The sequence below is a fragment of the Paraburkholderia dipogonis genome (assembly GCF_042680985.1).
In the GTDB taxonomy this organism is placed as follows: Bacteria; Pseudomonadota; Gammaproteobacteria; order Burkholderiales; family Burkholderiaceae; genus Paraburkholderia; species Paraburkholderia phytofirmans.
On the sequence record NZ_JBHUFR010000030.1, the window covers coordinates 237,165 to 257,818 of the forward strand.

Annotated in this window: 18 protein-coding genes; 10 read left to right on the plus strand and 8 right to left on the minus strand. The window is 63.9% G+C overall.

Annotation, left to right across the window (positions count from 1 at the left end; genetic code table 11):
* Positions 1 to 92: 92 nt before the first annotated feature.
* The 5 genes from ACFSNN_RS33425 to ACFSNN_RS33445 all read left to right on the plus strand — a co-directional run bounded on the left by ACFSNN_RS33425 (position 93) and on the right by ACFSNN_RS33445 (position 6,789).
* Positions 93 to 995 carry a YihY/virulence factor BrkB family protein gene (locus tag ACFSNN_RS33425; protein ID WP_134464513.1) on the plus strand — a complete coding sequence of 301 codons (903 nt, stop codon included), beginning with the start codon at positions 93 to 95 and terminating at the stop codon, positions 993 to 995.
* A gap of 135 nt (positions 996 to 1,130) precedes the next feature.
* Entirely contained in the window at positions 1,131 to 1,934 is an 804-nt protein-coding gene (locus ACFSNN_RS33430) for an alpha/beta fold hydrolase (protein ID WP_134464511.1), read from the plus strand.
* 4 nt (positions 1,935 to 1,938) lie between these two features.
* A complete protein-coding gene (locus ACFSNN_RS33435) occupies positions 1,939 to 4,269 on the plus strand; it encodes a hybrid sensor histidine kinase/response regulator (RefSeq protein ID WP_134464509.1) in 2,331 nt (776 codons plus the stop codon).
* A gap of 121 nt (positions 4,270 to 4,390) precedes the next feature.
* The gene (gene zapE / locus ACFSNN_RS33440) at positions 4,391 to 5,494 is read left to right on the plus strand and encodes a cell division protein ZapE (protein ID WP_134464507.1); all 1,104 of its coding nucleotides are present in this window, start codon (positions 4,391 to 4,393) and stop codon (positions 5,492 to 5,494) included.
* A gap of 209 nt (positions 5,495 to 5,703) precedes the next feature.
* On the plus strand, positions 5,704 to 6,789 hold the full coding sequence (locus ACFSNN_RS33445; RefSeq protein WP_134464505.1) for a hypothetical protein: 1,086 nt from the start codon (positions 5,704 to 5,706) through the stop codon (positions 6,787 to 6,789).
* Positions 6,790 to 6,903: 114 nt separating this feature from the next.
* On the opposite strand, the gene tkt is transcribed toward ACFSNN_RS33445, so the two are convergent.
* From tkt to ACFSNN_RS33465, 4 genes are all read right to left on the minus strand, one after another.
* On the minus strand, positions 6,904 to 8,988 hold the full coding sequence (gene tkt, locus ACFSNN_RS33450; RefSeq protein WP_134464503.1) for a transketolase: 2,085 nt from the start codon (positions 8,986 to 8,988) through the stop codon (positions 6,904 to 6,906).
* A gap of 261 nt (positions 8,989 to 9,249) precedes the next feature.
* On the minus strand, positions 9,250 to 9,795 hold the full coding sequence (locus tag ACFSNN_RS33455) for a cupin (RefSeq protein ID WP_134464501.1): 546 nt from the start codon (positions 9,793 to 9,795) through the stop codon (positions 9,250 to 9,252).
* Between the two features lie 254 nt (positions 9,796 to 10,049).
* Positions 10,050 to 10,220: a hypothetical protein gene (locus ACFSNN_RS33460; protein ID WP_166799370.1), complete on the minus strand. Its 171-nt coding sequence runs from the start codon at positions 10,218 to 10,220 to the stop codon at positions 10,050 to 10,052.
* Positions 10,221 to 10,272: 52 nt separating this feature from the next.
* A complete protein-coding gene (locus tag ACFSNN_RS33465) occupies positions 10,273 to 10,533 on the minus strand; it encodes a hypothetical protein (protein ID WP_134464499.1) in 261 nt (86 codons plus the stop codon).
* Positions 10,534 to 10,688: 155 nt separating this feature from the next.
* On the opposite strand from ACFSNN_RS33465, the gene ACFSNN_RS33470 reads away from it, so the two are divergent.
* A complete protein-coding gene (locus ACFSNN_RS33470; protein WP_134464497.1) occupies positions 10,689 to 10,925 on the plus strand; it encodes a hypothetical protein in 237 nt (78 codons plus the stop codon).
* A 62-nt stretch (positions 10,926 to 10,987) separates the two neighbouring features.
* Here the strand turns inward: ACFSNN_RS33470 and ACFSNN_RS33475 are convergent, their stop codons facing one another.
* The gene (locus tag ACFSNN_RS33475) at positions 10,988 to 11,233 is read right to left on the minus strand and encodes a DUF6723 family protein (RefSeq protein ID WP_012427171.1); all 246 of its coding nucleotides are present in this window, start codon (positions 11,231 to 11,233) and stop codon (positions 10,988 to 10,990) included.
* A 204-nt stretch (positions 11,234 to 11,437) separates the two neighbouring features.
* Here ACFSNN_RS33475 and ACFSNN_RS33480 point away from each other — a divergent pair, with 204 nt between their 5' ends.
* Complete coding sequence (locus ACFSNN_RS33480; RefSeq protein ID WP_134464495.1) at positions 11,438 to 11,635, plus strand: hypothetical protein; 198 nt, start codon at positions 11,438 to 11,440, stop codon at positions 11,633 to 11,635.
* Between the two features lie 134 nt (positions 11,636 to 11,769).
* Positions 11,770 to 14,139: an FdhF/YdeP family oxidoreductase gene (locus ACFSNN_RS33485; protein WP_134464493.1), complete on the plus strand. Its 2,370-nt coding sequence runs from the start codon at positions 11,770 to 11,772 to the stop codon at positions 14,137 to 14,139.
* 146 nt (positions 14,140 to 14,285) lie between these two features.
* Here ACFSNN_RS33485 and ACFSNN_RS33490 read toward each other — a convergent pair whose 3' ends face one another.
* Positions 14,286 to 15,371 carry a porin gene (locus ACFSNN_RS33490; RefSeq protein ID WP_166799415.1) on the minus strand — a complete coding sequence of 362 codons (1,086 nt, stop codon included), beginning with the start codon at positions 15,369 to 15,371 and terminating at the stop codon, positions 14,286 to 14,288.
* 318 nt (positions 15,372 to 15,689) lie between these two features.
* On the opposite strand from ACFSNN_RS33490, the gene ACFSNN_RS33495 reads away from it, so the two are divergent.
* Together ACFSNN_RS33495 and ACFSNN_RS33500 are read left to right on the plus strand one after the other, a co-directional pair.
* Positions 15,690 to 16,919 (plus strand): AAA family ATPase, encoded by a 1,230-nt coding sequence (locus tag ACFSNN_RS33495; RefSeq protein WP_134464489.1) that lies wholly within the window; start codon positions 15,690 to 15,692, stop codon positions 16,917 to 16,919.
* A 5-nt stretch (positions 16,920 to 16,924) separates the two neighbouring features.
* Positions 16,925 to 18,673, plus strand: a complete 1,749-nt coding sequence (locus tag ACFSNN_RS33500) for a cobaltochelatase CobT-related protein (protein WP_134464487.1) — start codon at positions 16,925 to 16,927, stop codon at positions 18,671 to 18,673.
* Between the two features lie 27 nt (positions 18,674 to 18,700).
* On the opposite strand, the gene ACFSNN_RS33505 is transcribed toward ACFSNN_RS33500, so the two are convergent.
* Entirely contained in the window at positions 18,701 to 19,534 is an 834-nt protein-coding gene (locus ACFSNN_RS33505) for a class II glutamine amidotransferase (protein WP_134464485.1), read from the minus strand.
* A gap of 86 nt (positions 19,535 to 19,620) precedes the next feature.
* Complete coding sequence (locus tag ACFSNN_RS33510) at positions 19,621 to 20,298, minus strand: MarC family protein (protein ID WP_134464483.1); 678 nt, start codon at positions 20,296 to 20,298, stop codon at positions 19,621 to 19,623.
* Positions 20,299 to 20,654: the final 356 nt, after the last annotated feature.

Genomic DNA, 20,654 nt, shown 5'->3' on the forward strand with positions numbered 1-20,654 from the left:
TGCATTCTTGCTTGAGTATGCACGAGCAACAAGGCTAGCGCATCGGCAAAGCCAGCAGTCCGGCAGGCCAGCCACGCGCGCTGTGAGGTCCCATGCAAACCATCATCGATGACCACGCGTTATATGTGGCGAAACATCCCGGTGCTTTCGCGCTGCAAACCTTGAAGGCATTTCGCGCCAACCAGGGCTTGCTGCTTGCGGGCGCGGTCGCGTATTACGCGCTGTTGTCGATCGTACCGCTCATGATCCTGATCGTGATTGCCCTGTCGCGCTTCGTGCCGCAGCATGTGTTGCTTGCGGCGCTCGCGCATCTGTTGCAGTGGCTGGTGCCGGGCCAGTCGAACGCATTGGTGCACGAGCTGGCCAATTTTCTCTCGCATCGCGCGGTGATCGGCTGGGTCCTGCTGCTGACGATGATCTTCTTCAGTTCGCTCGCCTTCACCGTGCTCGAGAATGCGATGTCGCTGATTTTCGTCCACCGCGTGGTGGTCCGGCGGCGGCACTTCCTGCTCTCGGCGATGCTGCCGTATTGCTACATCCTGTGTCTCGGCGTCGGCATCCTGATCGTCACCTTCGTGTCGAGCGGACTGGAAGCGATCGGCGCCGAAGGCATCGATCTGTTCGGCCTGCATGTTTCGTTGCAGGGACTCTCGCGAGTGGTGTTGTATCTGCTCGGCCTCGCGGGTGAGGTCTTCGTGCTGACCTCGATCTATATGGTGATGCCGGTCGGTCGCCCTTCACTCAAGCATGCGCTATTCGGCGGCGTGGTCGCCGCCGTGCTGTGGGAGATTACGCGGCACGTGCTGGTCTGGTACTTCGCCACGCTCTCGCAGGTCAGCGTGGTGTATGGGTCGCTGACCATGGCCATCGTCATCCTGTTCAGCCTGGAATGGCTTGCGACCTTGCTGCTGCTCGGGGCTCAAGTGATTTCCCAATACGAGCGGTTCGGGCTCGAACCGCTTCAGGCGCCGCAGCCTGACATCAAGACCGGTTGAGCGCTCGCCGCGATGCGCGTTATTGCCTGGCGACGAGGTCTCGCGGCAAGACTGCTGTAACATTCCGTTGAACACCGGCCGAGGCGCACGCCTGGCATAACCGCCGCTTCGATCCGGCAGGCTTCAGGACCCACGATGAGCATCACCCAGCGCAACAACATACAGATTTCCGGCAGCGGCAAACGCACCATGGTGCTGGCGCACGGCTTCGGTTGCGATCAAAGCATGTGGCGCTTGCTTGCACCGTCGTTTCACGACGAATACCGCACCGTGCTGTTTGATCACGTCGGCAGCGGCTCGTCGGATCTGAGCGCCTACGACATCGACAAATACGACTCGCTGTATGGCTACGCCAGCGACCTGATCGAGATCATCCGTGAAGTTGCCGAGGGCCCGGTGGTGTTCGTCGGTCACTCGGTTAGCGCGATGATCGGGCTGATCGCGAGCCTCAAGGCGCCGCAGCTTTTCTCCGCTCTGATCATGGTGGGCCCATCGCCCTGTTACGTGAACGACGGCGACTACATCGGCGGCTTCTCGCGCGAAGACATCGAAGATCTGCTGCGCACGCTCGAAAGCAACTACCTCGGCTGGTCGAGCACCATGGCGCCGGCCATCATGGGCGCGCCGGAGCAACCGGAGCTCGGCGTCGAACTGACCAACAGTTTCTGCCGCACCGATCCCGAGATCGCGCGGCAATTCGCGCGTGTCACGTTTCTCTCGGACCATCGCGCGATCCTCTCGCGCACCACCACGCCCACGCTGATTCTGCAATGTAGCGACGACGTCATCGCGCCGCGCGTGGTCGGCGAATACCTGCACCGCGTGATCCCAGGCAGCACGCTGCATATCATCGAGAACGTCGGCCATTGTCCGCATCTCAGTTCACCGGGCGCGAGCGCGGAAGCGATGAACGCCTTTCTCGAACCGATGAGTCTGTAGCACGATGCACAGCACGGACCGCCCGCTGCCCTCAGCCGATACGTTGTTCGAGCACGCCGCCTGCGGCCTGCTCGTCACCGATGCCGACGGCCGCATCCTGCGCGTGAACGCGACCTTCTGCGGCTGGCTCGGCTACGAGACCGCGGAGCTCGCCGGGGCGAGGCAAATCCAGGATCTGCTGAGCGCCGGCGGCAAGGTGTTCTATCAGACGCATTGGGCGCCGCTTCTGCAAATGCAGGGTTCGGTGGCCGAGGTCAAGCTGAACATGGCGCATCGCGACGGCCACATGGTGCCGATGCTGCTCAACGCGCTGCGCCGCCGTCATGGCGACGTGATCTACCTCGAAGTGGCGGTGCTGATCGTCGCCGACCGTCATAAGTACGAACAGGAGCTGCTGCTCGCGCGTCGCAATGCCGAGGCGTCCGTGGCTGCGCATCAGCGCGCGCAGCGCGAGTTGCAGGAAAGCCGCGACGTGCTGAGTCTCGCCATGCGCGGCGCGCGCATGGGCGCGTGGTCGCACGAGCCGAAGTCGGGCAAGTTCTGGTGGAGCCGCGAACTCGAAGCGCTCGCGGGCTACGCGGAAGGCCGTTTTGCCGACACGCCGGGCGGCTTTTTCGAACTGATTCATCCGGGCGATCTGATCGCGCTGAACGAGGCAGTAGACCACGCGGTGGAAAGCGGTGACGACTATGTCGCCGAGTTCCGCTTTCTGCATGCGAGCGGTGACTGGTGCTGGATGGAAGGCCGCGGGCGCGCCACTTACGACCGCCACGGCGAGCCGCTGACGATCTACGGCCTCGGCATCGACATCACCGAACGCAAGGAAGCGCAGACGGTCCTGCTGCGCCAGGCGGCAATCTTCGAGCACCTGAGCGACGCGATCGTGATCACCGATCTGCGCGGCAATATCACCGACTTCAACGTGGGCGGCGAACGCATGCTGGGTTATCGCATGCGCGAGATTCTCGGCAAGCCGGTCGCGCTCTTCCTCCCGCCGGAAGAGACACTGAACATTCGCCGCGAAGCACTCGCCGCCCTCGCCGCCGAAGGCACGTGGCGCGGCGAATTGCCATTCGTGCGGCGCGACGGTTCGCGCGGCGTGTGCGAAACCGTGATCAAACCGCTCGCCAACGCGCGCGGCGATATCTACGGCGCGGTCAGCATCAATCGCGACATCACCGGGCGCCGGCATGCCGAACAGCAACTCACGCGGCTTAACCTCGAACTCTCGAACGCCGATCGCCGCAAGGACGAATTCCTCGCCACGCTCGCGCACGAACTGCGCAATCCGCTCGCACCAATGCGCAACGTGCTCGAAATTCTGCGCCTGAAGGAATTCGCCGATCCGCAGTTAAGCTGGTCGCGCGATGTGTTCGACCGGCAACTCCAGCACATGACGCATCTGGTCGACGACCTGCTGGAAGTTTCGCGTATCACGCAGGGCAAGCTCGAGTTGCGCAAGCAACGTCTCGAACTGGCCCGTGCGATGCAGTCGGCCATGGAAGCGGCGCGGCCGACCGTACAGGCCTCGTCGCACCATCTGAGCGTGACGCTGCCACGCGAGCCACTTTATCTGGTCGCCGATCCCACGCGCCTGTCGCAAATGATCCTGAATCTGCTGAACAACGCCGCCAAGTACACGCCGCCCGGCGGCACGATTTCGCTCGCGGCGGAACGCGAAGGCGACGAGGCGATGATCGTCGTGCGCGATTCCGGTATCGGCATTCCGGCCGAGCATCTAAACAGCGTGTTCGAAATGTTCTCGCAACTCGCGCCGGCGTTGGACCGCTCGCAAGGCGGACTCGGCATCGGCCTCGCGCTGGTGCGCGGCCTCGCGGAACTGCATGGCGGCACGGTCGCGGCCTTCAGTGACGGTCCCGGCAAAGGCAGCGAATTCGTGATCCGGCTGCCGGTGACGAAAGCCGCAACGCTGCCGTCCGATAGCGAACCGGTCGAAGCGCCGCACGCGGGCGGCCTGCGAGTCGTGATCGTCGACGACAATGCGGACGCCGCCGAAAGCCTCGCGATGGTGCTCGGACTCGAAGGCCACGAAGTGCGCACGGCCGGCGACGGTCTCGCCGGTCTCGAACTGATCCGCGCGTTCGAACCGCAGGCGGTGATTCTCGACATCGGCTTGCCGCAACTGAACGGCTATGAAGTGGCGCGGCGGATTCGCCGGGATTATCCGGACGCGGGCATTGTGCTGATCGCCGTCACCGGCTGGGGCCAGCAGCAGGACAAGCAGACGGCTCTCGCCGCGGGTTTCGACCATCACTTCACGAAGCCGGTCGATCCAGGCGAGTTGCAGCGGGTGTTGAGCCGGCAGCGGGTATGAGCGATGAACGCGCCTTGTTAAACTGACGCGATTTCCGCCCGCCGCCCTTTCTTCATGTTTATCGACACCGCCGCCCTCCTCTCCTGCGAAGCCGGTTTGCCACGCACCGGCACACCTGCCCATGCTTGAAGACGCTCAGATCACACGCACCCTGGCCGCGCGCGGCATCGTGCCCGACGCGAGCCAGCGCGAAGCGATCGCCGCGCTCGTCACGTTGCTCGACGCGAACGGCAGGCGCGCGAGTTCCAGTGCGACATCGCCGCATCAGGGCGTGTATTGCCATGGGCTGCCGGGGCGCGGCAAGAGTCTGGTGGTCGATACGGTGTTCGAGCTGGCGACCTGCCGCAAGCGGCGTCTGCACTTCCACGAATTTCTGCGTGAGATGAACCGGCGGCTCGTGAGCGAGCCGCGCGGCGACGACCGGCTCGGCTCGGTGTCGCGGCAATGGCTCGACGGTATCGAGCTGCTGTGCTTCGACGAATTCCACGTGCACGATATCGCCGACGCATTCCTGATGGGCCGCTTTCTCGATACCGCGATCGGTCTCGGCACGCGTATCGTGCTCACCTCGAACTACGCGCCGGACGGCCTGCTCGCCGACCCGGAGTTTCACGAGCGTTTTCTGCCGACCATCGAACAGATCGAACGCTGCTTCAACGTGATTCATTTCGACGGCGCGCGCGACTATCGTTTCGGCGGTGAAGAAGCGCAAGTGCCGCATTTCTTCGCGCCGCTCGATGCCGCGACCCGGGAGACCTTGCTGCGGATTTTCGTGCGCTATGAAGGCAGCGAAACGCTGGATCCGGTCACGGTGAGCGCGGCGGGCCGTCCGCTTGCCGCACGCGCGGCGGGTGCAGCCTTGCTGTGGGCGGACTTCGAGAATCTGTGCGTGGCGAGCCGCTCGCATCTCGACTATCTGGATCTAGCGGAGCGGTGGCATGGTCTGATCCTCGACAATCTGCGCACGGAGCGGCTGAGCACGCCTCACACACTGCAACGGCTGATCTGGCTGGTCGATATCTTCTACGACCGCAAGCGTGCGCTGTTCATTGCGTCGGATGAACCGATCGAGACCGCGCTAAGCGGTTTGGAAGGCGCGCACGACCTGTCGCGCACGCTGAGCCGCCTCGCCGAAATGCAATCGCGCGCCTATCGCAACACGCTCGACGGAACGCGCGACGTTTCGGCGGACATGCCCGCAAATGCGTTGGACGGTTCCGCGTAACCTCAACAACCAAGGGCGCGTTTTCTGCAAATCTTGCAAAACAATCGCAAATCCTGCGCGCCTGTCCGAATCGCCGTCCTCAAGAAAAGACCGCTATTTATAGGATGAAACGATAAAAAGCGCCTGCGCGCCGCAATTCGGGAATAGCACCTGCTACCGCCGTTGCGAGCCCATTCTTCAGCGGATAACGCACCGCTCTTCCCGTTCTCATGATCAGAACCGCTTCTGTTGCCGCGGCATTGTGCGCGGCCTGCCTCACTTCCGCCTGCGTGCACATCGGACCATCCCGCCTCAAAGCCGACCAGGTCGACTATGCGCGCGCCCTCGGCGATGCGAAGAAACGCGAGATTCTGGCCGCCGTGGTCGGGTTGCGCTACGGCGACGCGCCCGCGTTCCTGACGGTCAGCAGCATCATCGCCGCCTATACGTTCGATGCCACCGCGGGTGCCACGGCCAACGTCGGCTCGGGCAGCCAGCCGAACTACGCGCTCGCCACAGGCGGAGTGTCCTATTCGAACCACCCCACGTTCACCTTCACGCCGACCACGGGCGAAGCCTTCGCGTCGGCGTACATTCGCCCGCTGGCGCCGTCGCTGGTCTTGCCGCTTGCCGAAGGCGGCATTCCGATCGACCTCTTGTTGCGTATCACCGCGCAATCAGTGGGCGGCTTGCAGAACGGCAACGCGCTCGGCGGCGAAAACAGCGCCGGCGCGCCAGGGTTCTTCGAGTTGCTGCAAGCATTGCGACGCCTGCAACTGGCCGGCGAACTGAACGTCGAGTCGCGCCAGGCGGACGGCAAAAGCGGCTCGATGGGTGTGTATCTGGTGATGGGCGCGACCACCAGCGGCGAGTCGCCGGCCACGGCGGCCGATCTTGCGCGGGTGCGCAAACTGCTGCATCTGTCGTCGACTACACGGACCTATGAGATCGTCTACGGGCCGTCGTCGGCATCGCAAAAGGGCGACAGGATTCCGATGGTGACACGTTCGGTGCTCGGCATCCTTTCCGATCTCGGCGCGCAGGTGCAGGTGCCGGTCGAGCGTATCAGCGACGGCTCGACCAAGCCGACCGTCGGCCTGATCGGCGGCGAGACGCGGCCGACCATCATCGTGCATTCGGGCAAGACGCCGCCTGAGAACGCCTACGTGATGATCGCCTATGGACCGTCGACGTATTGGGTCGATCGCAACGACTTCGACTCGAAATATGCCTTCACGGTCGTGCAAAATCTGATGGCGCTGGCCGAAGCCGATACAAGCAGCAAAGCGCCGGTGGTGACGATTCCGGCGAATTGATCGTGCGATAGCGGCGGCCAGCGGATTTACGATTTTGCGGATTTGCCGGGTGGCGTAAAAAAACCGGCGGTTCTCATCGAACCGCCGGTTTTTCATTGCGCACCTTCTCGTACTTTATTCCGGGCTGCGCTTCGACTTCACCCGCTCGATCTGCTGCTTCGCCGCTTCATACACATGCTCCGGCGTGAAGCCGAACTTCTTCTTCAGATCGGCGAGCGGCGCGGACGCGCCGAACGTGTGCATCACCACCTGTGCCCCGAGCCGGCCCACATAGCGGTCCCAGCCGAGCGAGGCAGCCTGTTCGACGGCGACCCGCGCGTGCACGTCCGACGGCAAAACCGATTCCTGATACGCCTCGTCCTGGCGCTCGAAGATGTCCCACGACGGCATCGACACCACTCGCGCCGCGATGCCCTCGCCCTTGAGCTTCTCGTACACGTCGACACACACCGAGAGTTCGCTGCCCGTCGCCATCAGGATCACTTGCGGCTTCTGTCCGTCGGCTGCATCGGCCACCACATAAGCGCCCTTCCGCATGCCGCTGGCGCTGGCATAGCGGCTGCGGTCCAAGGTGGGCAACGCCTGACGCGACACCACGATGCACGACGGCCGCCGCGGATCCGACAGCGCCACACGCCAGGCCTCGGCGACTTCGTTGGCATCGCCCGGGCGCAGCACGGTGAGCCCCGGCACGCCGCGCAGCGAAGCCAGTTGCTCGATCGGTTGATGGGTCGGACCGTCTTCGCCCACGCCGATCGAATCGTGCGTGAACACGAAGATGGACGGCACTTCCATGATGGCCGAGAGGCGGATCGGCGGCTTCATGTAGTCGCTGAAAATCAGGAACGTGGAGCCGAAAGGCCGCAGATTCGACAGCGCGAGGCCGTTCACCGCCGCGCCCATCGCGTGTTCGCGAATGCCGAAGTGCAGATTGCAGCCGCCGTAGCTACCGTGCTCGAAGCTGCCCGCGCCCTCGAATTTCAGATTGGTTTTGGTGGACGGCGAGAGATCGGCCGCGCCGCCGATCATCCACGGCACGCGCGCGGCAATCGCGTTGAGCACCTTGCCCGACGAATCGCGCGACGCGACGCCCTTCGGGTCGGCATCGAACGTGGGGATGTCGCTGTCCCAGCCCGCCGGCAATTCGTGTGCTTCCATCTGCGCGAATTCACGCGCGAGTTCCGGGTACTTCTTGTTGTAGGCGTCGTACTGCGCCTGCCACGCCTCGCGCGCCGCCTTGCCGCGCGCGCCGATGCCCGCCGCGAAGCGCTCGTGTACGCCGTCGGGCACATAGAAGAATTTATCCTCGGGCCAGCCGTACGCCTTCTTGGTGAGCGCCACTTCTTCGACGCCGAGCGCTTCGCCGTGCGCCGATGACGTGTCCTGCTTGTGCGGCGAGCCCCAGCCGATAATGCTATGCACGACGATCAGCGTCGGCCTGTCGGTGATGCTTTTCGCCTCGACGAAAGCGGCTTCGAGCGCGGCGGCGTCGTTGGCGTCGTTCACGCGCAGCGTATGCCAGTTGTAGCCGTGGAACCGGCTTTCCACGTCGTCGCTGTAGGCGAGGTCCGTGTGGCCCTCGATCGTCACGCGGTTGCTGTCGTAGATCCAGATCAGATTGGACAGTTTCAGATGCCCGGCGAGCGAGGCCGCTTCATGCGAGATGCCTTCCATCATGTCGCCGTCGCCGCATAGCGCGTAGACGCGATGGTCGAAGAGCTGCGCATCCGGCTTGTTGAAGTGGCTCTCGCACCAGCGCCCCGCCATCGCCATGCCGACGCTGTTGCCGAGTCCCTGGCCGAGCGGGCCGGTGGTGGTCTCGACGCCGGTGGTCATGCGGTATTCGGGGTGCCCCGGCGTATTGCTGTCGATCTGACGGAAGTGCTCGATGTCATTTAGCGAGACGGCGGGCGCGCCGGTAGGCTTGCCTTCGTCGTCCACCGCTTTCACATTGGCCAGATGCAGCAGCGAATACAGCAGCATCGACGCATGCCCTGCCGAGAGCACGAAGCGGTCGCGGTTCGGCCACAACGGCTCGTCGGGATCGTACACAAGATGGTTTTGCCACAGATGATAGGCCACGGGTGCCAGTGCCATCGGCGTGCCGGGGTGACCGGAATTGGCCTTTTGCACAGCGTCCATCGACAGCGTGCGGATCGTGTTGATGCACAGCTGATCGAGGGCGGGATCGTTTTGCATGGGACACTCCTTGTTCGGCGGTTGAAGAGAAAGCCGGAACGCACTGTGTCGGCGCATCCGGCGAACCGTGTTACGTGGAAGAACGCATGAGGAACCGCTGCGAGGCTCAACGATAATGCGCCGATGCGCGCAAATCTGCACGGAGCGTTACACGCGGCATTTGGGCGGACTTGCAGCGGGAAGCGGATCTTTCAGCGGGCTTGCGATTCGAATCCGCCCGGATCGGCGCGGAGACGCAACATGAAACGGCGTACGCCAGCATCAAGCCGCGCGCAGCCAATGCTCGACTAGCGGACCCTGCTTGCCGTCAATCGGATCCAGCGGCGGAAAAGGCAATGCCTCCATGGCCGCCAGTTCGTCCGGGGTCAGCGCCTCGCGGCGGATGTCCCACTGCTGGCCCTCCGGATAGCCGGCGACGACCTGAAAATGCCGCGCGAACGATTGCAGGCAGTGGCCCGTGCCGGCCGGCAGCAAGATCGCGTTGCCGGCGGATAGCGTCACCACTCTACCGCCCGGACCGCCGATGATCACCTGCGCGGAGCCATCCGTTACGCCGAGTATTTCATGCGCCGTGGCGTGGAAATGGTGATAGTCGAAGATGCCGTCGCGCCATTGCGGCGGCCATTCATTGCGCTCAAAGAGGATTTCGAAGGCAGCCGCGAGGTCGCCGCTCTCCGGCATCAGCGCGTGCCGGTAGATCACGACGGGCAGGTGGCGATTATTCGGCACCCAGTCATGCGGCTTGAGCATGAAGGCTTCGTACTCAGTTTTCGCGGCGTCGAATCCATGCTTTGAATCGTTGAACATGGTTTGCTCCTTGGCGTCCTGAAGATCGCAGTGCTCCGTTGAAGCCGGCGTCGAAGACACTGCGCTCGTCGGCTCGGGCGATCTTTTCAGCGCCGCATAAAGCGCGCCTGCCCTGGCATACGCTTCTTTTCTGGCATGTTTGTACGCGCTGCCGTGACGGTGGACGAATTTGGCAAACATATGAGGTATTGCTCGCTGGTTACGCCGCGTGGCATCGGCGGTGACGGTCGAGCGCCGCGCAAGCCGGAAACGGGTCAGCCGCCGCCAATGCCTTGCAGCACTTTGCCCGTGCCGCCGCACATCGCGCATTGTTTGCCGTCCACCGTGCCGGTGCCGCGACACGCGGCGCACGTGTCTTCGCCGACGCCAGGCGCATCGGGCGATGCTTCGTCGCCGGGGTTCAGCGGTTCGTTTTCCTGTTGCATCAATCTCTCCCTCAGATTCCCGACTTGTAGGTTCAAGCCGGCCTACGCCGCATCATTGCTTGTGCTGCGATTCACGTCCCCCGCCTCCGGGCGGCTCCGCATGCGTGTCGGTGCCGAGCGGCACTTCGGCGGTTTGTGCCGGGCGCTCGTTCGAACGCGGCGGATTGGTTGCCTTATCGACGCCGGTCTGCTCGACGGGCTCGATGCCGAGCGGACTGGGTTCGATATAGTGCGTGCCGCTCGGCTTGTTGCGCTGTTTGACCTCGTCCGTGACCAACGCGTCCAGCTCGTCCTGCGATTTGATGTTCTGCATGCCGCTCTCCTCGTGACGTCGGATATAGGTTCGATGCAGCAACATCCGGTCCCTCTCCGTCAACCCGTCCACTGCACGTGAACGGCCGGCTGGGCACGGCCGTTGCGGAAAATACGCTGAAGGTCTGGACCGACATTTGTAAAAAGGAGATCCTCATGACGATGACGACGATTCGCGTGTCCGATACCGAAGTGCAAGTCGAACGCACGTTGTACACATTCGCGCAAAGGAGCGACGCGGACGCATTCCAGCGCTGCCTGGCCGATTCCTCGATCGACAGTTGCTACCGCACCCATCCGCCGCTCTCGGCGCAACCGACCCTGCCTGACGCACAACCCGACGACCCGGCCCGCGGCAGCACGATTTCTCCGTCGCTTGGCGGCATGCCATAAGTCAATCGGTCTTTCCGGCGGCGCGCATGCGCCGCCACTCGTCACTCACCCTCCACTCACCCTCACTTCTCAGGGCTCGCACGATCCGCGGCCACGATCTCTCGCCCATAGTCGATGGCCGCGCGGCGCGCTTCATCGGCGGTCGCGTAAGGCCCGATCTCGGGCGCGCCATCGAATGGAAACAGAATTTTTCGATCTGCTTTTCTGACGACCTTCAGTCCACCTACGTAACGGCCGTCGCCTGTTCCGTGATAGCTGGCGTAAATCTCGAAGTTGTCGTCGGCAACGTCGGCCTTATGTCGCGCCATTTGTCTTTCCCTTATCCCTGCACTTCAGTGCATCATGTTCCGTGTGATATCGCGGTGTCTGCCGCCGCTGCGGCGTACGCGCTTGCGGTGGTCGAGCAATAGCTGTTCCACACGGTGCGCGCCCGCGTTGCGGGCGGCTCGCGCCAGTGGCATGCCGGTTGCGCCGTGGTCGTGGCTCACACACAGCACATCACGGAGATCACGATGACAATGACGAACACGCGTTGCATGCCGGGTCTGCATCTGCACACGCCGATGCCGCCGGAAATCGACCCCGACGCGCCGCAGCCGACAAGCGATCCCGATCCATCGCCGCCGCCTGACGATGTGCCGCCGAATGATCCGGATCGTGCGCCTCAAGGCGATCCGCCTGCCAGGCCGCCGCCGGTCAGCGCCGCGTGAGCTCTGCCGACGCGATCGCGGGCAGTGAAATCAAGGCAGGCTCGTTGTAAGCGCAAATTAAACCAGTGGTCCAGTAATTGCGGGCTCTTCGGTTAAACCGGTGCGCAAGGACCGGCAACCCGCCAGGAGTCACCATGAGCACCGATCACACCGTCGACAGCGCGCGAGAGAGTGGAGCGAACGACACACCCGGCAAACCCGACAGCGAGCCCATCAAGCCATATCGCAACGCCGCCGGAGGCTGGGGCTCGGTGAAAGCGGTCGCGTCGATCCTCGTGCAGGAACACGTGGCGCTGAACGGCAGCCGCATCCTCGCCAGGCAGAACAAGCCTGACGGCTTTGCCTGCGTGAGTTGTTCGTGGGCCAAACCCGCGGACCCGCATCTTTTCGAATTCTGTGAGAACGGCGCGAAGGCGACCGCGTGGGAAATCACCGCCAAACGCGTCGACGCGGACTTCTTCGCCGACCATACGCTGAGCGAATTGCGCTCATGGAGCGGCCTGGAACTCGAATCGCGCGGCCGCCTAACCACGCCGATGCGCTGGGATTCCGCCACCGACCGCTACGTACCGACCACCTGGCAACATGCGTTCACCGAAATCGCGAGCGAACTGCAAGCGCTGGATCCGAACGAAGCGGTGTTCTACGCGTCGGGCCGCGCGTCGCTGGAAACGTCCTACATGTATGCCCTGTTGGCGCGCCTGTACGGCACCAACAATCTGCCGGACAGTTCGAACATGTGCCACGAAAGCACTTCGGTCGGCTTGCCGAAGACGATCGGCGTGCCGGTCGGTACCGTGCAACTCGAAGATTTCGAGCACACCGACTGCATGCTGTTTTTCGGCCACAACACCGGCACCAACGCGCCGCGCATGCTGCATCAGTTGCAGGATGCGCGCAAACGCGGCGTGGAGATCATCACCTTCAATCCGCTCAAGGAGCGCGGGCTCGTCACCTTCGCGAACCCGCAGTCGCCGCTCGACATGCTCACCCCGGCCGACACGCGGATCAGCACGCAATATCATCAGGTCAAGATCGGCGGCGACGCGGCTGCGATTGCGGGACTCTGCAAGCTGCTGATCGAGTGGGACGACGACGCGCAACGCAACAACGAGCCACGCGTGCTCGACGCCGCCTTCATCGCGGAGCATACGCACGGTTTCGACGAGTTTGCCGGGGCGATGCGCGCGACTTCATGGCAAGAGATCGAGCGCCACTCGCAACTCAGCCGCGCCGCGCTCGAAAACGCGGCACGTGTCTACGCGAAAGCGAATGCCGCAATGGTCCTGTACGGGATGGGCATCACCCAGCATCGCAGCGGCGTGCACAACGTGCAGATGCTCTCGAACCTGCTGCTTCTACGCGGCAATATCGGCCGGCCCGGCGCGGGCATCTGCCCGATTCGCGGCCATTCGAACGTGCAGGGGCAGCGCACGGTCGGCATCACGGAAAAGCCTGAACTTGCGCCGCTCGACAAGCTGAAGGAACTCTACGGCTTCGAGCCGCCGCGCGACAAAGGCATGACCACGGTCGACGCCTGCCGCGGCGTGCTCGACGGCAAGGTCAAAGCGTTCATCGGCCTGGGCGGCAATTTTCAGGTGGCGATTCCCGATCATCATGTGATGGACCCCGCGTGGCAGCGTCTGCGTCTCACGGTGCAGATCGCCACTAAACTCAACCGCAGCCACCTGCTGCACGGCGAGGTCGCGTATCTGCTGCCCTGCCTTGGGCGCATCGAGATCGACCGTCAGGCGAGCGGCGAGCAATGGGTCAGCGTGGAGGACAGTACGGCCTGCGTGCACGGCTCGCACGGACTCGCCGAACCGGCCGGCGACATGCTGCTGTCGGAGCCCGCCATCGTCGCGGGTCTTGCAAAGGCGCTGCTGCCGCGTAATCCGAAGATCGACTGGGATGCCTGGGTCGACGACTACTCACTGGTGCGCGACGCGATCGAACGCACCTATCCGGATCAGTTCAAGGACTTCAACCGGCGCTTCAGGGAACCCGGCGGCTTTCACCGGCCGCTCGCGGCTTGCGAGCGCAAATGGAAGACGGAAAGCGGCAAGGCGAATTTCATCGCGCCCGACACGCTCGACGAAGACGCCGACATGCCGTCGCGAGGCCCCGACGTGCTGCGCCTGATGACGGCCCGCGGCGACAGTCAGTTCAACACCACCGTCTACGGTCTCGACGACCGCTTCCGCGGCGTGTACGGCAGCCGCAACGTGCTGCTCATGCATCAGGACGACATGACGCAGCGCGGCTTCGCGGAGGGTGACGCGGTGTGCATCACCACCGTCTCCAACGACGACGTGACGCGCGAAGTCGACGGCATGCATGTCCACGCGTTCGACATTCCGCCCGGCTGCATCATGGGCTACTACCCGGAATGCAATCGCCTGATTCCCCTCTCGCATCACGCGGAATCGAGTCAGGTGCCGGCGTCGAAGTCGATTCCGGTGCGGTTGCGCAAGTCGGTGGTGAGCGAGGGTCTGGCGGCGTAAGGATGGACAAAGGGTGCACCGGGGTGAACCGGGGCGCCCTTCCCGCTATGCCGACCTACTCGTCCTCTGCACCGTGTCTAACCGACCGTGTCTAACCGACCGTGTCTAACCGACCGTGTCTGACCGACCGTGTCTAACCGACCGTCTCAGAACTGATGCAGCATCCCCACATACGCGCCGGTTTGCGATTCGCCCACCAGCGGACTCGTATTGCTGGTCGCATCGCGCGGCGACGCTTCGAGCGAGAAATTCGAGTTACTGCCATTGCGCACGTAGCCCACCGTGCCGTACAGGAAGGTGCGCTTGGACAGGTTATAGGTGGTGCCGAGCACGTACATCATCGCGTGGCCGGAGGGGTCGTGCGCGGCATCGCCCGAGCCGTCGCCGACCTTCACATAGAAGCCGCCCGCCGTCATCGCCCAGCGCGGCAGGAAGTTGTAGGTGGCGCCGAGCCAGTAGTGATCGGCCGAGTCGGCGACGCCGACCGGCGAATCGGGCGCCGAGTAATGCGTATAGGCGCCCTGGATCTTCACCGAGTCGAAATGCACGTTCACGCCGGCGAAATATTCGCGCGATGCCTGGAAGATGTTGCTGAAGCGGCCGTTGCTGTCGCGCAGTTCGTCGTAGATGCCACGGACGTCGAAGAGCGGCGAGTGATAGGTCAGCATGATGCCGTCCGAGCGGCCGAACTCGCCGGCGGCGCCGCTGTTGAAAGCGCCCGCCTGATTGCCGAACGCATATTGCGCCTGCACGTCGAAACCCCAGAACACCGGGCTGTGATACTCGACGTTGTTGCTGGTTTGCTGCCAGTTGCGCCCACGCACGAGCGAGGCCGACGAAAACGCCTGCTGCACGAACGGATCGAATTCCCATACGCCGTCGCTGTCGATAAACAGATTACGGCCAGCCTGCAACGTGCCCCACTGCTCGCTCTTCAAACCCACGAACGCGCGCCGCGACCAGAGCCGCCCGCCGCTCGTCGTACCGTTCATGACCTGCAAACCGGTTTCGAGGTTGAAGATCGCATTAAGGCCGCCGCCCAGATCTTCGTTGCCTTTGAGGCCGAGCATGCTGGTGCCCCAGTCGCCGCCTTCCGCGCTCCAGCGGCTCGAACTGCCGCCCGCGCCATTATTGATGTGATTCAGGTATTCGAGGCCCGCGTCGAGACGGCCATATAGGCTCACGCTCGTTTGACCATAGGCCAGCGGACTTGCCACGGCGAGGGCCGCCATTAGTTTCGTATGTAGTCTCATTGTTTTGCCGTCAATTTTTTGTGTCGCGATGCAGGCCAAAGCGGACTGCGGATGCTTTCAAACACGATCGGCGAGAAAGATACGCATAAAACCACAGCGCCAGGTCCGACGAACTATAGGCGACAGGCACTTCATGGCCTATTCGATTGACGCAATAAATATTTGCCCGGCATGTGGTCGACAAAGCCCGCTTGCCAATGGCACGGAAGATCGAAAGGCACTCAAGATAAGATAGTCGGTCATCCGGCCTCGGCCAAATTGGAATGCATGATCGTTGTTGACTATTCAAGCTCTGCCATGAACGCGCCCGAACTGACCGAAGACGAAAACCTTGGCCTTTACCAACGCGCAACGGAGAACGGCGCGGAATGGTGGCGCGTCAGCGTGGCCGACCGGCCGGACAACTATCGGCTCGAACATGGCGTCGACAATGGCGGCGGCCTTGGCGCGGTCGATATCGATCTCGTGGTCGACGCGGAAAATCTGCGCGCCAAGCTGAAGAAATGGCGCCGCGAAGGCTTCGCGATGGATACGGCCGACGCCGCGAGCGAGCAGTCCGCAGCGAGCCGCGTCGCCTTCATGCCGGAATTGCAGCGCGCGGCGGCGCGGGCTTCGGCGGCGAAACATCGGCAGCCGGAAGGCACCGGCGAGACCATGCGCATCGGTCATGTGGAAGTGCCGTGCGGCGTCGGCAATCCGCTCGTGCCGCGCGTCAATCCGGCCTATCTGTTCTCCGAGCGCTTCAACGACATTGTCGAGGACATCGTCGAGAACCGGCGCGTGATGCTGATCGGTCACACCGGCGCCGGCAAGACCAGCCTGATCGAGCAGGTCGCGGCGCGTTCGCGCCACGGCGTGCTGCGCTCCAACATGAACGGGCAGACCACCGTCGGCGACTTCGTCGGCTTCTGGACCGTCAAGGGCGGCGAGACGCTGTGGGTCGACGGCGTGCTGCCCACGGCCATGCGCGAGGGGCTCTGGCTGATCGTCGACGAAATCGATTTTGCCGAACCGTCGATTCTCGCCGCCCTCACCGCCGTGCTCGAACCGCACGGCCGCCTCGTGCTGAAGGAAAAAGGCAACGAGATCGTCGCGCCGCATCCGGCCTTCCGCCTTTTCGCCACGGCGAATGCGGTCGGCGCGATGAGCCAGTTCCGGCATCTGTATCAGGGCGCCAATCTGATGAACGAGGCGTTTCTGGATCGCTGGCGCGTGTATCTGCTCGACTATCTGACGCCTGCCGAAGAAGCCGACGTACTGGTCGCCACCCTCACCCCGCATATGACGCGCGCGCTTGCCACCACGCTCGCCGCGATTGCCGCCGACTGCCGCGCGGCGTTCGCGCGCGAGGATCTTTCGAGTGCGTTCTCCACCCGGCGCCTGCTCGACTGGGCCGAACTGATGCTGCGCACGGGCGATCCCGAACGCGCCGCCGGGCCGGCCATCTACGCGAAGGTGAGCCCGGAAGACGCCGCGTTGATTCGCGGCATCGTTCGTCATCACATCGCGCCCGCCCAGGAAGCGTGAGCGCGATGCATGCAACCCGCGACACGCGCGGCTTCGCGTTCGAATCCACGCTCGGCAAGGTCGCCCGCGTACTAACCGGGCAATACGGCGTGACGGTCGTGTTCAGTCCGGACGGTCCGCGCGTGGAGCCGGGCCGCATTGTGATTCCCGACTACGAATTGAATGGCGAGATCGAGCGCGACGTGCTGATCGGCTATCTGGATCTGCTGGTCGCGCGCGCCAAGCATGCGTCGCTCGCGCAACTCGACGCGCTGCCGGCGGGCGTCGAGGCGAAACTCGCGCAAGTCATCGACGACCGCCGCGTGTGTGCGCAGTTGCTCGACGAATATCCGGGCGCGCGCTGGTTCATCGGCAAGCTGCGCCTGCATGCGGCCGAGCGCGTGCAGCAGCGCTGGCCGAAGCTGCACTGGCGCGACCGGCTGGTCTGGCTGGTCGAGCGCGCGTTGTGGGACGAACCGCCCACCCGGATCGAAGCGAGCCATTCGCTGCTCGCCGCCTTGCATGCCGCGCAGGATTCGCTGCACGAGGCGCGCGCGAGCCGCTCGACCGCGCAGAGCATTGCGGCGGCGCAGGCGCTGGTGGCGCGCGTACGCGCGCTGTCCGCGGGCGAGGTGAACGGCATGATGTTCACCGCGGACCCGGTCGAGGACATCGATACGGACTCGGCGGCTTCATCGTCCGCGCCAATCGGCGATGACGACACCGTGCTGCCCGATCAGGACAGCGCGAACTCCCCGCCATCCGACCGAAGCGGTGGCGCGCAGGCGGACGACGCGGTCGGCATGGGTCAATCGCTGGCGGACGCGCAGCAGCCGTCCACGCGTTCCTCAGAAAGCAAAGCGGGCAGCTCGAATACACATGCATTGAAAGCCACACTGTCGATCCCGCTCGCCACCGAATTCGACGACATCCGCGATCTCACGGGCCAGGGCGACAGCGCCGCGTGGCGCGAGCTGCGCGCGCAGGCTCGCGCGGACACCGCGCCGCTCAAGGAAAAGCTCGAACGCGCGCTGAGCGCCGACGAACGCACGCACTGGCGCCGCGAGCAGGAGCGCGGCGAGATCGATCGCACTGCGCTGGCGAAGCTCGCGACCTCGCCCGGTTACCGCACGCCGTTTCGCACGCAGCGGGCCGCTAAAGGACGCGACGTCGCCGTGACGCTGCTGATCGACCGCAGCGGCTCGATGGCCGGCCGCAAGATCGAACTCGCGCGCCAGTGCGCGGCCGCCTTGTGCGATGCGCTCACGCAGTTGTCGTTCGATTGCGAAGTGCTCGGTTATTGCTCGGTCGAATCCGCGCCCATGAAGCAGCTCTACGAGCGGCAACTCGCGGGCGGCGCGGATCTGCGGCGCTACAACCGCTTCGTCGAACGGCTCGATCTGAAGGTTTATAAGCGCTTCGGCGCGACCGACCTGAGCGGGATCGCCGCGATCGACTGCGGCCATGAGAATCCGGACGGCGAGGCGCTGGCCTGGGCCGCGACGCGCCTCGCCGACCATCAGGCCGAACGGCGCATTCTGATGATGTTCTCCGACGGTTATCCCTCCACCGGCGACGGCGACCCGCAGGTATTGCGCAGCGATCTGCGCGAGCGCGTCGCGGCCATCGGCAAGCGCGGCATCGAGCTGGTGGGAATCGGCGTGCTGACCGACGCGGTCGAAGACTTCTATCCGCACAACGTGGTGGTCAGCCGCCTTGCCGAATTGCCGTCCACCGTGTTCTCCGTGTTGAGCTCAATGCTCCTCACGCGTTGACGCCGGCGCTCCCCCGCTTCACGCCAGTCACGCCGCGTGCGGCTTGAACGGATACTGTTCGATCTCGCCACCGCGCGCCACCACCGCCGTGCTCTCGGGAATCTCCTGCCACCAGCCGGGCAGGTCCGCGAGCGGCTCGGACAGCACCAGAAACGCATTCTCGCCGGCCGCCGCGATACGCGGATCGTCCGGATACAACGCGTGCAACTGCTGAAACGAACTGCTGTGAAAAAGCGAGCGCGACTGCCCTTCGCTCGAATAGCGCACCGCGACGATCTGCTCGCCGTCGGTGGCGCACACGGTCATGTTCAGCGGTTCAGCCACGCCGTGCTTGTGGGCGGTCTCTTCGACGAAGGCCACCATCCGCTCGAGCGCGGTGACCGGCGCCAGTTCGAGGCCGAAGCTCAGCGCGAGGAAAAACATCACCTCGGAGTCGGTCGAGCCTTCGATGGACGGAAACAGATCGGCGTCGATCGCCAGCATCAGATCGCGGCGCACGGCCGGATAGTTGCGGATCAGCCCGTTATGAGCGAAGAGCCAGCGGCCATAACGGAACGGATGGCAGTTGGTTTCCTGCGAAGGCGTATCCGTCGCCGCGCGGATGTGCGCGACGAACAGCGGCGCGCGGATCGCCCGCGCGGCCTCGCGCAGATTGCGGTCGCTCCACGCCGGCTGGATGCAGCGGTAGCGAAACGGAATATCGGTCGGATGGCCGTACCAGCCGATGCCGAAGCCATCGCCATTGGTCGTGGTCTGGCCGAGCCGCGAATGCAGGCTCTGGTCGATCAAGGAATGCTTGGCGTTGAACAACACCGTTTCGAGTTGAATCGGGTTGCCCGTATAAGCGAGCCAGCGGCACATGAGCTTCTCTCCTGTTCGGTTCCACGCAAGACAATGGCTGTCCGGTACGCATGAACTCTCCGGCGCAGCGTGCCGCCGGGTAGGCGTTACTTGGCTACGGGCTGCATCGTCGCGATAGGAATCAGGAATTCGGAGAAGCCGGTCAACATGATCTGCACGCCGATGCACAGCAGCAAAAAGGAAGATACACGCATGGCGACCTTGGTGCCTTCCACCCCGAGGTACCTGGCGAACACCACCGCGCGGCTGTAGACCAGATAGACCGTCACGGCCACCGCGAGCGAGATCACCACCGAAGCGATGCTCGAAATCACGAACTCGGAGAGCTTATGCGTGCGGTTCGCGGTCAGCGCGACAGCCGTGGCGATCGAGCCCGGCCCGGTGGTCAGCGGAATGGTGAACGGGAAAAATGCCTTTGACATCGCATTGTCCGCGTCCACCCGCTTGACCGCGGGTTTTTCGGCCGGCTGCGTGTCGGGCGCATTGAGCATCTGCCAGCCGCCCACCGCAACGGCGAGCCCGCCGCCAATGCGCAGCGCCTGCATGGAGATGCCGAAGAAATGCAGGATCGGCGTGCCGATAAAGAACGCCACCAGCAGCACGCACATCACGTTGATGGCGATCTTGCGGGCGAGCGCGGTGCGCTCCTCCGTGGTCAACGAAGCAGTCCGGTCCAGGAAGACGAAAGCAATGCCGATCGGGTTGATGATGCTGATCAACCCGGTAAAGCCAAACAGAATGTCCGAGATCAGACTTTCGACCATATGCGTTCCGTGTCGAGCAGCGGCTCGGGCGGCTCGGCCGCACACCCGGCACGCCGCGCCATGTTGATGAACCCGGAATCTCTCCGGCGCTCCGGAGGTTATCCAGAAGTTGCTCGCGTTGCGTGGCGAGATGATATCGCGCCGCGCCAGCCAGAGCCGTAAAAAAGCCAGGCGCCGGCAGCCGTGCGGCACCGCGCCACGCTATGCACGCCGCCTTGCAGCGCAGCAACCAACCGCATAAAGATGCGCCCACAACTTTCAGAAAGCCTACACTTTTTTGACCCACTTTACGGGACCAGAGCATCCGGCATACAGTCCCCAGCGAAGCCGCACTTTCAACGAGACGTACTTACCAG